Source organism: Streptomyces sp. NPDC104367 (genome assembly GCF_055583825.1).
The window spans coordinates 157,619-170,821 of the sequence record NZ_JBVJND010000005.1; the positions used below are offsets into that span (position 1 = coordinate 157,619).

14 protein-coding genes and 1 pseudogene are annotated in these 13,203 nt (G+C 71.9%); 7 read left to right on the forward strand and 8 right to left on the reverse strand.

From position 1 onward, the window contains the following. Nucleotides 1-21: 21 nt before the first annotated feature. Complete coding sequence (bagB, locus tag ACZ619_RS09750) at nt 22-1,443, reverse strand: ATPase BagB (RefSeq protein WP_469596373.1); 1,422 nt, start codon at nt 1,441-1,443, stop codon at nt 22-24. After that, nucleotides 1,440-2,417, reverse strand: coding sequence for an ATPase BagA (gene bagA, locus ACZ619_RS09755; protein ID WP_469596376.1), 978 nt, complete (start codon nt 2,415-2,417; stop codon nt 1,440-1,442). Before bagA ends, bagB begins: the two co-directional genes overlap by 4 nt. A 107-nt stretch (nt 2,418-2,524) precedes the next feature. Here bagA and ACZ619_RS09760 point away from each other — a divergent pair, with 107 nt between their 5' ends. From ACZ619_RS09760 to ACZ619_RS09775, 4 genes are all read left to right on the forward strand, one after another. Further along, nucleotides 2,525-2,680 carry a DUF4177 domain-containing protein gene (locus ACZ619_RS09760; protein ID WP_469596379.1) on the forward strand — a complete coding sequence of 52 codons (156 nt, stop codon included), beginning with the start codon at nt 2,525-2,527 and terminating at the stop codon, nt 2,678-2,680. Continuing rightward, nucleotides 2,680-3,144 carry a RidA family protein gene (locus ACZ619_RS09765; protein WP_469596381.1) on the forward strand — a complete coding sequence of 155 codons (465 nt, stop codon included), beginning with the start codon at nt 2,680-2,682 and terminating at the stop codon, nt 3,142-3,144. The genes ACZ619_RS09760 and ACZ619_RS09765 overlap by 1 nt, the downstream gene beginning before the upstream one ends. A 109-nt stretch (nt 3,145-3,253) precedes the next feature. Next, nucleotides 3,254-4,135, forward strand: a complete 882-nt coding sequence (locus ACZ619_RS09770; RefSeq protein WP_469596383.1) for an NUDIX hydrolase — start codon at nt 3,254-3,256, stop codon at nt 4,133-4,135. Then, on the forward strand, nt 4,132-4,962 hold the full coding sequence (locus ACZ619_RS09775) for an MBL fold metallo-hydrolase (RefSeq protein ID WP_469596386.1): 831 nt from the start codon (nt 4,132-4,134) through the stop codon (nt 4,960-4,962). The genes ACZ619_RS09770 and ACZ619_RS09775 overlap by 4 nt, the downstream gene beginning before the upstream one ends. Nucleotides 4,963-4,982: 20 nt before the next feature. Here ACZ619_RS09775 and ACZ619_RS09780 read toward each other — a convergent pair whose 3' ends face one another. Further along, nucleotides 4,983-5,849 carry a nucleotidyltransferase domain-containing protein gene (locus ACZ619_RS09780; RefSeq protein ID WP_469596387.1) on the reverse strand — a complete coding sequence of 289 codons (867 nt, stop codon included), beginning with the start codon at nt 5,847-5,849 and terminating at the stop codon, nt 4,983-4,985. An 89-nt stretch (nt 5,850-5,938) separates the two neighbouring features. Next, nucleotides 5,939-6,613 carry a Crp/Fnr family transcriptional regulator gene (locus ACZ619_RS09785; RefSeq protein WP_123975315.1) on the reverse strand — a complete coding sequence of 225 codons (675 nt, stop codon included), beginning with the start codon at nt 6,611-6,613 and terminating at the stop codon, nt 5,939-5,941. 277 nt (nt 6,614-6,890) lie between these two features. Between ACZ619_RS09785 and nth the strand changes: the two genes are divergently transcribed. From nth to ACZ619_RS09800, 3 genes are all read left to right on the forward strand, one after another. Beyond that, entirely contained in the window at nt 6,891-7,904 is a 1,014-nt protein-coding gene (gene nth / locus ACZ619_RS09790) for an endonuclease III (RefSeq protein WP_469596390.1), read from the forward strand. An 82-nt stretch (nt 7,905-7,986) separates the two neighbouring features. Further along, nucleotides 7,987-8,694: an NUDIX hydrolase gene (locus ACZ619_RS09795; RefSeq protein WP_469596392.1), complete on the forward strand. Its 708-nt coding sequence runs from the start codon at nt 7,987-7,989 to the stop codon at nt 8,692-8,694. A 13-nt stretch (nt 8,695-8,707) separates the two neighbouring features. Further along, the gene (locus ACZ619_RS09800) at nt 8,708-9,907 is read left to right on the forward strand and encodes a MarP family serine protease (protein WP_469596395.1); all 1,200 of its coding nucleotides are present in this window, start codon (nt 8,708-8,710) and stop codon (nt 9,905-9,907) included. A gap of 7 nt (nt 9,908-9,914) precedes the next feature. Here ACZ619_RS09800 and ACZ619_RS09805 read toward each other — a convergent pair whose 3' ends face one another. The 4 genes and pseudogenes from ACZ619_RS09805 to nhaA form a co-directional block, all read right to left on the reverse strand. Next, nucleotides 9,915-10,094 (reverse strand): hypothetical protein, encoded by a 180-nt coding sequence (locus ACZ619_RS09805; RefSeq protein WP_469596396.1) that lies wholly within the window; start codon nt 10,092-10,094, stop codon nt 9,915-9,917. Nucleotides 10,095-10,221: 127 nt separating this feature from the next. Next, nucleotides 10,222-11,142 (reverse strand): alpha/beta fold hydrolase, encoded by a 921-nt coding sequence (locus ACZ619_RS09810; protein WP_469596399.1) that lies wholly within the window; start codon nt 11,140-11,142, stop codon nt 10,222-10,224. Next, complete coding sequence (locus ACZ619_RS09815; protein ID WP_469596402.1) at nt 11,139-11,624, reverse strand: phage holin family protein; 486 nt, start codon at nt 11,622-11,624, stop codon at nt 11,139-11,141. The genes ACZ619_RS09810 and ACZ619_RS09815 overlap by 4 nt, the downstream gene beginning before the upstream one ends. A gap of 51 nt (nt 11,625-11,675) precedes the next feature. Then, nucleotides 11,676-13,128: pseudogene (nhaA, locus tag ACZ619_RS09820) on the reverse strand (Na+/H+ antiporter NhaA). Nucleotides 13,129-13,203: the final 75 nt, after the last annotated feature.

Here is a 13,203-nt window from a genome sequence, read left to right on the forward strand (position 1 = left end):
ACCGGGCAGGTGTGCGCAGGGCTACGGCAGCTCCGGTCGGCCGGCCGCGAGCCGGCCGCCGATGTCCCGCAGCCCCGCGAGGTCGTGCACATCGCCGGGCAACGCGCCCACTTCCACCACGGCCACCTCGGGGTGGCGTGCGGTGAAGCGGTCACGTGTGCGCTGCTCGCGGGAGAGCAGCTGCATGCGCTCGGCGTGCAGCCTCAGCAGGCCTGCGGTGAGCTGGTCGACGGTGCGGTCCGGGGTCTCTGACGAGGGGGATTCGTCAGTCATGTCCTCGGGCCCTGACGAGGGGGATTCGTCGGGCCCGGACGCGGACCGCACGGGCGCGGGTGATCCGGAACTGCCGTACGTGTCGGGAGAGTTACGAAGTCCAGCTTTCCCGCCACCCTGATCCACAATGCCGGGGACTTCAAGATTTTCCGCGGCTCCGGGATTTTCCGCGGTTTCAGGGTTCTCCGCCGCTTCGAGGGTCTCCGCGGCGGCGAGCGCGCGCTCGGCCGACAGCCGGTCGGCGCCGCTGCCGTGGACACGGTTGAGGACCAGCCCCACCAGCGGCATGTCCTCCGCGGCCAGCCGCTCCACGAAGTACGCGGCCTCGCGCAACGCGTCCCGCTCCGGCGCCGCCACCACCAGGAACGCCGTACCGGGAGCCTGGAGCAGCTTGTACGTGGCGTCCGCGCGCGTGCGGAACCCGCCGAACGTCGTGTCCATCGCGGCCACGAACGTCTGGACGTCCTTGAGCAGTTGCCCGCCGAGCAGCTTGCCGAGCGTGCCGGTCATCATCGACATGCCGACGTTGAGGAAGGCCATGCCCGCGCGGCCGCCCAGTTTCGCCGGCGCGGTGAGCAGCCGGATCAGCTTGCCGTCCAGGAACGAGCCCAGCCGCTTCGGCGCGTCCAGGAAGTCCAGCGCCGAGCGCGAGGGCGGGGTGTCGACGACGATCAGGTCCCACTCGTCGCGAGCCCGCAGCTGGCCCAGCTTCTCCATCGCCATGTACTCCTGCGTGCCCGCGAAGCCCGCCGAGAGCGACTGGTAGAAGGGGTTCGCCAGGATCGCGGCCGCCCGCTCGGCGTCCGCGTGCGCCTCGACGACCTCGTCGAACGTGCGCTTCATGTCGAGCATCATGGCGTGCAGCTCGCCCTCGCCGTCGGTGCCCTTCACCTTCCGCGGCACGTTGTCGAGCGAGTCGATGCCCATGGACTGCGCCAGCCGCTTCGCCGGGTCGATGGTCAGCACCACCACCTTGCGGCCGCGCTCGGCCGCCCGCAGCCCCAGCGCCGCGGCCGTGGTCGTCTTGCCGACCCCGCCCGAGCCGCAGCACACCACGATCCGGGTCTTCGGGTCGTCGAGCAGCGGATCGACGTCGAGCACGCGCGCGTGCGCCAGCCGGCGCCCGCCGTCCTGGGCCGGTTCCTGGGCCGGGTCCGGATCCGGAGTCATGACATCCCCTGTTCCCGCAGCTCGGTGGCGAGTTCGTACAGGCCCGCCAGATCCATCCCCTCGGCGAGCAGCGGCAGTTCGTGCCGTGGCAGGTCCAGCTCGGCGAGGACCGCGCGCTGCTCGTGCTCCAGCGCGTACCGCTCGGCATACTCGGCGGCCTGCGCCAGCAGCGGCGTCACCAGCTGCTCGGCCTTCCCGCCGCGCCGCGCGCCGCCCAGCCCGGCGGCCGAAAGCGACTGCGCCACGGCGGTGCGCGGCGCCGTCCGTACGAGTTCCAGGTCGGCCGCGTCCAACACCTCCGGGCGGACCATGTTCACGATGATCCGGCCCACCGGCAGCCGCGCGGCGCGCAGTTCGGCGATGCCGTCCGCGGTCTCCTGGACCGGCATCTCCTCCAGCAGCGTGACCAGGTGCACGGCCGTCTCCTTGGACTTGAGCACCCGCATCACGGCCTGCGCCTGATTGTGTATGGGGCCGATCTTGGCGAGCCCGGCCACCTCGTCGTTGACGTTCAGGAAGCGGGTGATGCGCCCGGTCGGCGGGGCGTCCATGACGACGTAGTCGTACACGAACCGGCCGGCCCTGTCCTTCCTGCGCACCGCCTCGCACGCCTTGCCGGTGAGGAGGACGTCCCTCAGTCCCGGCGCGACGGTGGTGGCGAAGTCGATCGCGCCGAGCTTCTTCAGGGCCCGGCCGGCCCCGCCGAGCTTGTAGAACATCTGGAGGTAGTCCAGAAGGGCCAGTTCGGGATCGATGGCCAGCGCATGGACCTCACCGCCTCCCGGCGCTACGGCGATCTTCCGCTCCTCGTACGGCAACGCCTCCGTCTCGAAGAGCTGGGCGATGCCCTGCCGGCCCTCGACCTCCACGAGAAGCGTCCGCTTCCCCTCGGTCGCGAGGGCCAGCGCGAGTGCGGCGGCGACCGTCGTCTTTCCGGTCCCGCCCTTGCCGCTGACGACCTGGAGCCTGCTCACGCCTTCGAGCCTAACCAGTCCGCCCGACACTCACGCGGGAGGCTGTGGATAACCGTGCTCCCGGTCGCACGACTGTCCCGTGCGTCACAGCGGATAAAGTCGGCCACATGACCAAGTGGGAATACGTGACCGTACCGCTGCTCGTGCATGCCACGAAGCAGATTCTGGACAACTGGGGTCAGGACGGCTGGGAGCTCGTCCAGGTCGTGCCCGGGCCCAACCCCGAGCAGCTCGTCGCCTACATGAAGCGGGTGAAGGAGTAGTGGGCGCGGTCGAGGCCAGGCTGGCCGAACTCGGACTCTCGCTGCCGGCGGTCGTCCCGCCGCTCGCCGCCTACCAGCCCGCCGTGCGGTCCGGTGTGTACGTCTACACCTCCGGCCAGCTGCCGATGGTGGACGGCAAGCTTCCGGTCACCGGCAAGGTCGGCGCCGAGGTCACCGCGGAGGAGGCCAAGGAGCTGGCCCGCACCTGCGCGCTGAACGCCCTGGCCGCCGTGAAGTCCGTCGCGGGTGACCTGGACCGCGTCGCGCGCGTGGTGAAGGTCGTCGGCTTCGTCGCCTCGGCGACCGACTTCACCGGGCAGCCCGGCGTGATCAACGGCGCCAGCGAACTGCTCGGCGAGGTCCTCGGCGACAAGGGCGTGCACGCGCGCAGCGCGGTCGGCGTCGCGGTGCTGCCGCTGGACGCGCCGGTCGAGGTCGAGGTCCAGGTCGAACTGCTGCCCTGACGGGAGGGCGGCAGGGCGGCGGAGCCCTGACGGGAACGCCGTGGCGGCCTGGCACGAACGCCACAGGCCACCCCTCGAACATTCGCGCACCAGGGGATAGCCTCCGGTAATGGCCGATGGACAGTGGTATCCCCCCGAGTGGCCGGACCGCATCCGTGCACACGCGGAGGGCACCCTCGTGCCGGTGCCGCCCAGGCGCGCGGCCACCGTGCTGCTCCTGAAGGACACCCCGGACGGTCCCGTCGTCCACATGCTGCGCAGACGCGCCTCCATGGCCTTCGCCGGAGGCGCGTACGCGTATCCGGGCGGCGGTGTCGACCCGCGCGACGACGACCAGCAGGTCCGCTGGGCGGGCCCCACGCGCGCGTGGTGGGCCGAGCGGCTCGGCGTGGACGGGACGGGCGCCCAGGCGATCGTCTGCGCGGCCGTCCGCGAGACCTACGAGGAGGCGGGCGTCCTGCTCGCCGGCCCCACCGCCGACGCGGTGGTCGGCGACACCACCGGGGACGACTGGGAGGCCGACCGCGCCGCCCTGGTCGCCCGTGAGCTGTCCTTCGCGGAGTTCCTGGACCGGCGGGGCCTGGTCCTGCGCTCGGACCTGCTGGGTGCCTGGACGCGCTGGATCACCCCGGAGTTCGAGACCCGCCGCTACGACACCTGGTTCTTCGTCGCCGCCCTCCCCGAGGGCCAGCGCACCCGCAACGCCTCCACGGAGGCCGACCGCACCGTGTGGATCCGCCCGGCCGAGGCGGCCGCCGGATACGACAAGGGCGAGCTGCTGATGATGCCGCCCACCGTCGCGACCCTGCGCCAGCTCGTGCCGTACGCCGGCGCGGCCGAGACGCTCGCGGCGGCGCCCGCGCGGGACATGACCCCGGTCCTGGCCCGCGCCCGCCTGGAGGACGGCCGTATCGTCCTGACCTGGCCGGGCCACGACGAGTTCACCAAGCACATACCCACCGACCTTCCCACCGGCGGAGCCCGATCATGACGGACGCAGCAGCCCTGCCCGGCCAGCCCCGGGGCGGAGTCCTCTCCGGAGCCGCCACCGCGCGGGCCGTCAACGTGCTGGCGCCCAACGCCTCCGTGATGACCCTGGACGGCACCAACACCTGGATCGTCGCCGAGCCCGACGCCGACCTGGCCGTCGTGATCGACCCGGGGCCCCTGGACGACGACCACCTCCGCGCGGTCGTCGACACGGCCGAGAAGGCCGGCAAGCGCGTCGCGCTCACCCTGCTCACCCACGGCCACCCCGACCACGCCGAGGGCGCCGTCCGCTTCGCGGAGCTGACCGGCACGCATGTGCGCGCCCTCGACCCGGCGCTGCGCCTCGGCGACGAGGGACTGGCCGCCGGAGACGTGATCACCACCGGCGGCCTGGAGCTGCGGGTCGTCCCCACCCCCGGCCACACCGCCGACTCTCTCTGCTTCCACCTCCCGGCCGACCGCGCGGTCCTGACCGGCGACACGATCCTCGGCCGCGGCACGACCGTCGTGGCGCACCCGGACGGCCGTCTGGGCGACTACCTGGACTCGCTGCGACGGCTGCGCTCGCTGACGGTCGACGACGGCGTCCACACGGTCCTGCCGGGCCACGGTCCCGTCCTGGAGGACGCCCAGGGCGCCGTCGAGTTCTACCTGGCCCACCGCGCCCACCGGCTGGCCCAGGTCGAGACGGCCGTCGAGAACGGCCACCGCAGCCCGGCCGAGGTCGTCGCCCATGTCTACGCCGACGTGGACCGCTCCCTGTGGCCGGCCGCGGAGCTGTCGGTACGGGCCCAGCTGGAGTACCTCGGCGAACACGGGCTGATCTAGAGCTGCCCCGTCAGCTCGCCCTACCCGCCTTGCCCGTCCTGCTCGCTCTGCCCGGTTCGTTCGGAGGGTCTGAGGGCCTTCACGCCGTGCACGCGCGCGTACTCCGCGGCCAGCCAGGGGCCGAGATCGTCGACGTACGACCGCAGGACGGCGCGGTCGCCGACCGGTTCGTACCCCGCCCCGGCCGCGCGCCGTAGCTGTCCGGCCCGCTCCGGGTAGCAGCCGGCGAACGCCTCGGCCATCTCCCGCAGGTCGCTGGTCCAGCCGTTCCAGCGGGGCATGACGAGGGTGAAGCCGGTGCGCACCAGGTGCCGGGACATGAACCGCACCAGGGGCCGCAGCGCCTCCTCGGTGTCGCCGGTGGCCGCGATCCGCTCCCGCCAGCGCGGCAGGATCCGGGCCAGGTCGCCGTTGGTCTCGCGGGCCAGCAGGGAGTCGGGGCGGTAGCGGGGCAGGAACTCGGCTAGGTCCTCGCCGAGCAGCGGGGTGCACAGGCAGGCCACGAACCACCCGTAGTCGTACCGCTCCTCCTCGCTGAGCACCCGGGTCCGCGATTCGAGCAGGACGCCGATCCCGTCGACCTCCAAGAACGCCTCGTCGACGGCCTCGGCGAGCGTGTCGGCCGCCGTCCGGTCCGCGGCGTCCGGCTCCGCGCGCAGGACGATCAGCAGATCCAGGTCGCTGCGCCCCACGCGCGCGGTGCCGCGCGGAACGGACCCGTAGAGGTAGGCGCTGTCCAGCCGCGCCCCGAAGACGTCCAGGACGCGGTCGCGGGCGGCGGCGACCACGGGACGGAAGACGCGCGGCACGCGCGCGAGGGAGCCCTCGCGGTCGATGAAGCCCAGGGGGTCGAGACCCCGGGAGGAGACAGCCGGTTCTTCAGCCATGGGGCAACTGTGCCAAGTCCGCTCATGACTCAGGGTTCCGTCTCACCAAAGACGGAACCCTGATGCCGTACGGCGGTGGCCGACCGGGGTCAGCGCGAGCGCTTGGCCAGCCGCTCGACGTCCAGCAGGATCACGGCCCGCGCCTCCAGGCGCAGCCAGCCGCGCTGGGCGAAGTCCGCCAGCGCCTTGTTCACGGTCTCGCGGGACGCGCCGACCAGCTGGGCCAGCTCCTCCTGCGTGAGGTCGTGGACGACGTGGATGCCCTCCTCGGACTGCACGCCGAAGCGGCGGGACAGGTCCAGCAGGGCCCGCGCGACACGGCCCGGCACGTCGGAGAAGACCAGGTCGGACATCTGGTCGTTGGTCTTGCGCAGCCGGCGGGCGACGGCGCGCAGCAGGGCGCCGGCCACCTCGGGCCGGGCGTTCAGCCAGGGCTGGAGGTCGCCGTGGCCGAGGCCGAGCAGCTTGACCTCGGTCAGCGCGGTGGCCGTCGCCGTCCGCGGGCCCGGGTCGAACAGCGACAGCTCGCCGATCAGCTCACCGGGGCCGACGACGGCGAGCATGTTCTCGCGCCCGTCGGGCGAGGTGCGGTGCAGCTTGACCTTGCCCTCGGTGACCACGTAGAGCCGGTCGCCCGGGTCGCCCTCGTGGAAGAGGGAGTCGCCGCGCGCCAGGGTCACCTCGCTCATGGAGGCGCGAAGCTCCGCGGCCTGCTCGTCGTCGAGAGCCGCGAAGAGCGGGTTGCGCCGCAGAGGGTCGTCCACGAGTTCTCTCCTTGTCGACCTGCTCAGGGGATCTTGCTCCCCTGGTGTTACCAGGGGACCGTGCTGCCCATTTTGCCGGACGGTCCAAACAGTGTGATCTGTCACAAGGATGCCGCACAGGTGTCCCGAGGTAAGCGGCAGGGGTCCAATCGGGGGCTGATCTTCAGGGTCCGGGGCGGATGTCCGTGCCGGGCTTTAGGCTGGCCGGGTGTCCAAATCGCCGGTGAGAGCACAGGCCAAGGGGGCTGCTCGGGTGGTTGTACGTCGTGATTCCGCTGTGGGCGAACAAGGGTCCGGTGTCGCCCCGAGTGCGCCGAAAAAGGCGACGAAAGCGGCCGAGGCGGTGAAAGCCACGAAGGCGGTGAAAGCCGTGAAGAAGCCTTCCGTCGTGAAACCGACGAGAGCGGCGAAGTCCGCCCCGCCCGCGAAGAAGACCGCCGCGAAGAAGACCGCCGCGAAGGAGACCGCCGCGAAGGAGACCGCGGTGAAGAAGGCCGCGGTGAAGAAGGCCGAGTCGCGCACCGCGCTCGTGCGCCGGGCCCGGCGGATCGACCGGGAGCTCGCCGAGGTGTACCCGTACGCGCACCCCGAGCTGGACTTCGAGAACTCCTTCCAGCTCCTGGTCGCCACCGTGCTGTCCGCCCAGACCACCGACCTGCGGGTCAACCAGACCACCCCGACGCTCTTCGCGAAGTACCCCACCCCCGAGGACCTGGCCGTCGCCAACCCGGAGGAGGTCGAGGAGATCCTGCGGCCCTGCGGGTTCTTCCGGGCCAAGACCAAGTCGGTGATAGGGCTCTCCAAGGGGCTCGTGGAGCAGTTCGGCGGCGAGGTGCCGGGACGGCTCGAGGACCTCGTCAAGCTGCCCGGCGTCGGCCGCAAGACCGCCTTCGTCGTGCTCGGCAACGCCTTCGGGCGCCCCGGCATCACCGTGGACACGCACTTCCAGCGCCTGGTCCGCCGCTGGGAGTGGACCGAGGAGAGCGACCCCGACAAGATCGAGGCGGCCGTGGGGGCGCTCTTCCCCAAGGGCGACTGGACCGACCTCTCGCACCACGTGATCTGGCACGGCCGCCGGATGTGCCACGCCCGCAAGCCCGCCTGCGGCGTCTGCCCCGTCGCCCCGCTCTGCCCGGCCTACGGCGAGGGCGAGACCGACCCCGAGAAGGCGAGGAAGCTCCTGAAGTACGAGAAGGGCGGCTTCCCGGGGCAGCGGCTGAAGCCGCCGCAGGCCTATCTGGACGCGGGCGGCAGGCCGGCCCCGCCACTGGGCGGTGTGCAGGGGAAGTGACCTAGGGGTCCTGTGGGGGTCGCGTGACGGAACGAACGAGGTGCGCCCGGGCGTTGGACCGGGCAGGACGACGGGGGATGCCATGACACACACCAGCAGGGCGCACACCGGTGGGCCACGGGCCGGCGCGGCGCTGAGCAAGGACGGCCTGCCGGACTGGCTTGCCCCGGTGGTGCGGGCCGCCGAGACCGTCCAGCCGCTCCAGCTGAGCCGCTTCCTGCCGCCGGAGAACGGCGCGGGGCGGCAGTCGGCCGTGCTGATCCTGTTCGGGGAGGGGGCGGCCGGTCCCGAGCTGCTGCTGATGGAGCGGGCCGGGTCGCTGCGCTCGCACGCCGGGCAGCCCGCCTTCCCCGGTGGTGCCCTCGACCCCGAGGACGGCGACCCGAAGGCCGACGGGCCGCTGCGGGCCGCTCTCCGCGAGGCCGAGGAGGAGACCGGGCTCGACCCGGCCGGGGTGCAGCTGTTCGGGGTGCTGCCGAAGCTGTACATCCCGGTGAGCAAGTTCGTGGTCACACCGGTGCTGGGCTGGTGGCGCGAGCCGAGCCCGGTCGGCGTGGTCGACCCGAACGAGACCGCACGGGTGTTCACTGTCCCCGTGGCGGATCTCACGGACCCGGCCAACCGGGCCACCGCCGTGCACCCCAGCGGGCACCGAGGTCCGGCATTCCTGGTCGAATCGGCCCTGGTGTGGGGGTTCACGGCGGGTGTGATCGACAGACTGGTGCACTACGCGGGATGGGAGCGCTCCTGGGACCGCGAGAAGCTGGTCCCGCTCGACTGGCGGTCATGACAGGGTGTCCACCGTGAATGTGCTGGACATCCTGTTGCTGGTCGCCGCCGTGTGGTTCGCGATCGTCGGCTACCGCCAGGGGTTCGTCGTCGGCATCCTGTCGGTGATCGGCTTCCTGGGCGGCGGACTCGTCGCCGTCTACACGTTGCCCGTCATCTGGGACGCGGTGACCGGCAACGCCGAGGTGAGCACCACCGCCGCGGTCGTGGCCGTGGTCGTCGTCATCGTCTGCGCCTCCGTCGGACAGGCCCTGACCACCCACCTCGGCAACAAGCTGCGCCGGTACATCACCTGGTCCCCGGCCCGCGCCCTGGACGCCACCGGCGGCGCGCTCGTCAACGTCGTGGCGATGCTGCTGGTCGCCTGGCTGATCGGCTCGGCCCTCGCGGGCACCACCCTGCCGACGCTCGGCAAGGAGGTCCGCAACTCCAAGGTGCTGCTCGGGGTCTCCAGAGCGCTGCCCACGCAGGCCGACGGCTGGTTCGCGGACTTCTCCGCGGTCCTCGCGCAGAACGGCTTCCCGCAGGTCTTCAGCCCGTTCGACGACGAGCCGATCACCGACGTGGAGCCGCCCGACCCCGCCCTCGTGAACAGCGCGGTCGCCGTCTCGGCCAAGCAGTCCATCGTCAAGGTGACGGGCACCGCCCAGAGCTGCGGCAAGATCCTGGAGGGCACCGGCTTCGTCTTCGCCGACCGCAGGGTCATGACCAACGCGCACGTGGTCGGCGGCGTCGACGAGCCCACCGTCCAGATCGGCGGCGAGGGCCGCAAGTACGACGCCAAGGTCGTCCTCTACGACTGGCGGCGCGACATCGCCGTACTCGACGTGCCGGACCTGAACGCGAAGGCCCTGAAGTTCACCGGCCAGGAGGCGGAGAGCCGCGACAGCGCGATCGTCGCCGGGTTCCCGGAGAACGGGTCGTACGACGTCCGTGCGGCCCGGGTGCGCGGCCGCATCACGGCCAACGGGCCGGACATCTACCACCGCGGCACCGTCCGCCGGGCCGTCTACTCGCTGTACGCGACCGTCCGCCAGGGCAACTCCGGCGGCCCGCTGCTCACCCCGGAGGGCAAGGTCTACGGGGTCGTCTTCGCGAAGTCGCTGGACGACGCCGCGACCGGGTACGCCCTCACGGCCGACGAGATCAAGGCGGACATCGCCCAGGGCCGGACCGCGAACCAGCAGGTGGGCACCGACAGCTGCGCGCTGTGAGGGTGCGTCAGCCTCGGGTGTGGCGCAGGCGGACCGAGACCCAGCGGGCCCGGCGGCGCAGGATGCGCGGAATCCCCACCCGGAGGTCCGTACCCGGCGTATGCGGGGAGGCTCCTCGGTGGGAGTTCAGGCCGCCTGCCGTACGGCGGTTGCGGGGTGCGTCACTGTAGTCGTGCGTCCAGCCCATACCCCGACGTCTGCCCCTGCCCCAAGGTCGATAACCGCCCCCAGGGCCCCCAATTGGCCTATGCGGCGGGCATGTGGCCGTTCGTAGAACAGGTGTGCAGCTCCGGATAGCGGGCGCATCGGCGCGGTCACCGATCGGGTTCGGGGTCTTTCAGCCAGTTGATGAGTTCGGTGGAGAACGCCACCGGGTCCTCCTCGTGCGGGAAGTGCCCCAGCCCGTCGAACAGCCGCCAGCGGTAGGGGGCTTCGACGTACTCGCCGGAGCCGGCCGCGCTGCGGGTGCGGGTCACCGGGTCCAGCGAGCCGTGCAGATGCAGCGTCGGCACGCGCACGGGCCGCTTCATCCGGCGGTTGAACTGGATGCCGTCGGGCCGCGCCAGGGAGCGCACCAGCCAGCGGTAGGGCTCGATCGAGCAGTGCGCGGTGGACGGGATGCACATCGCCCGCTGGTACGTCTCCACCGCCTCGTCCTCCGGCAGCCGCGGCCCGGACCAGTCCCGGATCAGCCGGCCGACCAGCGCGCCGTCGTCGGCGACGAGCTGTCGCTCGGGGAGCCAGGGCCGCTGGAAGCCCCAGATGTAGGAGCTGGCGGCGGTCTGCCGGTGGTCCCGGAGCATCGCCGAGCGCCAGCGCCGCGGGTGCGGCATGGAGACCACGGCGAGCCGCCGCACCAGCTTGGGGCGCATCGCGGCCGCCGTCCACGCCAGATAGCCGCCCAGGTCGTGGCCGACCACCGCGGCGTCCGGCTCGCCGAGGGAGCGGATCACCCCGGTGACGTCCAGGGCGAGGTTGGCGGGGTCGTAGCCGCGCGGGGTGCGGTCGCTGCCGCCGACGCCGCGCAGGTCCATCGCCACGGCCCGGAAGCCCGCGTCGGCGAGCGCGACCAGCTGGTGCCGCCAGGTCCACCAGAACTGCGGGAAACCGTGCAGCAGGAGTACCAGCGGGCCGTCGCCCAGCTCGGCGATGTGGAAGCGGGCGCCGTTCGCGGCGACGTCCCGGTGCGTCCAGGGGCCCTCCAGCCGTACGGCCGAGGGTGCGGGGTCCGTCATGAGGTCGAGCGTGCCACAGCCTCGATGGCAGGCACGTGATCCTGGGGGAGTTCCGGACGCGGATGCGGCTTGGCGTTCTGCAGCACGCCCGCCGTCTCCTTCATCGACGCGGCCACCTTCTGCGGGCCCTGGCCCCGCTTGGCCTTCTTCGCGAACACCACGCCGATCAGTCCGAGGACGACGGCCACCAGGACGTTCGCCGCGAAGGAGAGCAGGAAGCAGATCGCCAGGTTCCAGTTGCTCCAGGTCCGGATGCCGTACGCCAGCGCGAAGTTGAGCATCGGCAGGGAGAACAGCAGGAGCACCGCCGCCACCGTGAAGGCGCCACCGCTGGTCGCGCCCCGCTTGACGTCCTGCTTCAGCTGGGCCTTGGCCAGCGCGATCTCGTCGTGCACCAGCGCCGACATCTCGGCCGTCGCCGAGGCGAACAGCTGGCCGATGCTGCGTTCGGCACCGACCGGGCTGCCGTCGGGTGCGCTCATCGCGGTCTCCCTCTGCGTACTTGTCATCGTCTTTTGTACCGTCTCGTCAGATCATGCCGGACGGTCGCCCCGCTCGCCTGCCCCGCCCGGTACTTCGGCAAGCGCGTCATGCCTACGGACCCGCCTGACGGGCGGTCTTCTCGGCGGCGATCCGGCGGTGTTCGGCGGCCTTGCGGTCGTGGATCTCGGCCATCCGCAGGTGGTACGCGGGGTCCTCCTGCTCGTAGACGTCCGGGATGCCGTCGTGGTCCTCGTCGCGCTCCTCCGCCTCCACCAGCCTGCGGTAGCGCGTGTTCCGTATCTTCAGCAGCACCGTGGCACACAGGGCCGCGATCAGCGATCCGGTGAGCACGGCGGCCTTGACCTCGTCGGTCAGCAGGGCGTCGTCCGCGAAGGCCAGTTCGCCGATGAGCAGCGACACGGTGAAGCCGATGCCGGCCAGCGAGGCGACCGCGAAGACGTCGGCCCATTCGAGGTCCTCGCTGAGCGAGGCCCGGGTGAAGCGTACGGTCAGCCAGGTCCCGCCGAAGATGCCGACGGTCTTGCCGACGACCAGGCCGAGGAGGACGCCGAGCGTCTCCGGCTTGGTGAAGACGTCCGTGAGCGCCCCCGCGGACACCGTCACGCCCGCGCTGAAGAGCGCGAACAGGGGGACGGCCAGGCCCGCCGACAACGGCCGCACCAGATGCTCGACGCGCTCGCCGGGGGAGTGCTCCTCACCCTCGCGGGTGGTGCAGCGCAGCATCAGGCCCATGGCGACACCGGCGATGGTCGCGTGCACGCCGCTGTTGTACATCAGCGCCCAGACGACGACCGCGAGCGGGACGTACACGTACCAGCCGCGTACCCCCTTGCGCAGCAGCAGCCAGAAGGCCGCGAGGCCGAGGACGGCGCCGCCGAGCGCGGCGAAGTCGATCCGCTCGGTGAAGAAGACCGCGATGATCAGGATCGCGAACAGGTCGTCGACGACCGCGAGCGTCAGCAGGAAGGCCCGCAGCGCGCTCGGCAGCGAGGTGCCGATGACGGCCAGTACGGCCAGCGCGAAGGCGATGTCGGTGGCGGTGGGCACCGCCCAGCCGTGCAGCGAGCCGCCGCCGGAGAGGTTGGTGAGGGTGTAGACGAGCGCCGGTACGGCCATCCCGCAGAGCGCGGCGACGACCGGCAGGACGGCCGCCCTGGGGTCCCGCAGATCGCCGGCCACCAGCTCGCGCTTGAGTTCGATGCCGGCGACGAAGAAGAAGACCGCGAGCAGGCCGTCCGCGGCCCAGTGGGTGACGGAGAGATCCAGGCCGAGGGCCTCGGGGCCGAAGTGGAAGTCGCTGACGGCCTCGTAGCTGTGGTGCAGCGCGGGTGTGTTCGCCCAGACGAGTGCGGCGATCGCGGCGATCAGGAGCAGTACGCCGCCGACGGTCTCGGTCCGCAGCGCGTCCGCGACGAAGTTCCGCTCGGGCAGCGAGAGGCGGCCGAGAACCTTGCGGGCGGTGCTGGTGCGGGGGGCGGACACGGTGGCCTCCGGTCGGTGGGCAGGGCAGGGCAACTGCCGACCAGACTTCCCGGCACACCTCGAGGCTCACGACGA

Bases quoted from the DNA above. Each gene is read 5' to 3' on its own strand.
- bagB (WP_469596373.1), bottom strand. From the start codon at position 1,443: ATGACTCCGGATCCGGACCCGGCCCAGGAACCGGCCCAGGACGGCGGG.
- ACZ619_RS09760 (WP_469596379.1), top strand. From the start codon at position 2,525: ATGACCAAGTGGGAATACGTGACCGTACCGCTGCTCGTGCATGCCACG.
- ACZ619_RS09770 (WP_469596383.1), top strand. From the start codon at position 3,254: ATGGCCGATGGACAGTGGTATCCCCCCGAGTGGCCGGACCGCATCCGT.
- ACZ619_RS09775 (WP_469596386.1), top strand. From the start codon at position 4,132: ATGACGGACGCAGCAGCCCTGCCCGGCCAGCCCCGGGGCGGAGTCCTC.
- ACZ619_RS09780 (WP_469596387.1), bottom strand. From the start codon at position 5,849: ATGGCTGAAGAACCGGCTGTCTCCTCCCGGGGTCTCGACCCCCTGGGC.
- ACZ619_RS09795 (WP_469596392.1), top strand. From the start codon at position 7,987: ATGACACACACCAGCAGGGCGCACACCGGTGGGCCACGGGCCGGCGCG.
- ACZ619_RS09805 (WP_469596396.1), bottom strand. From the start codon at position 10,094: ATGGGCTGGACGCACGACTACAGTGACGCACCCCGCAACCGCCGTACG.
- ACZ619_RS09810 (WP_469596399.1), bottom strand. From the start codon at position 11,142: ATGACGGACCCCGCACCCTCGGCCGTACGGCTGGAGGGCCCCTGGACG.
- ACZ619_RS09815 (WP_469596402.1), bottom strand. From the start codon at position 11,624: ATGAGCGCACCCGACGGCAGCCCGGTCGGTGCCGAACGCAGCATCGGC.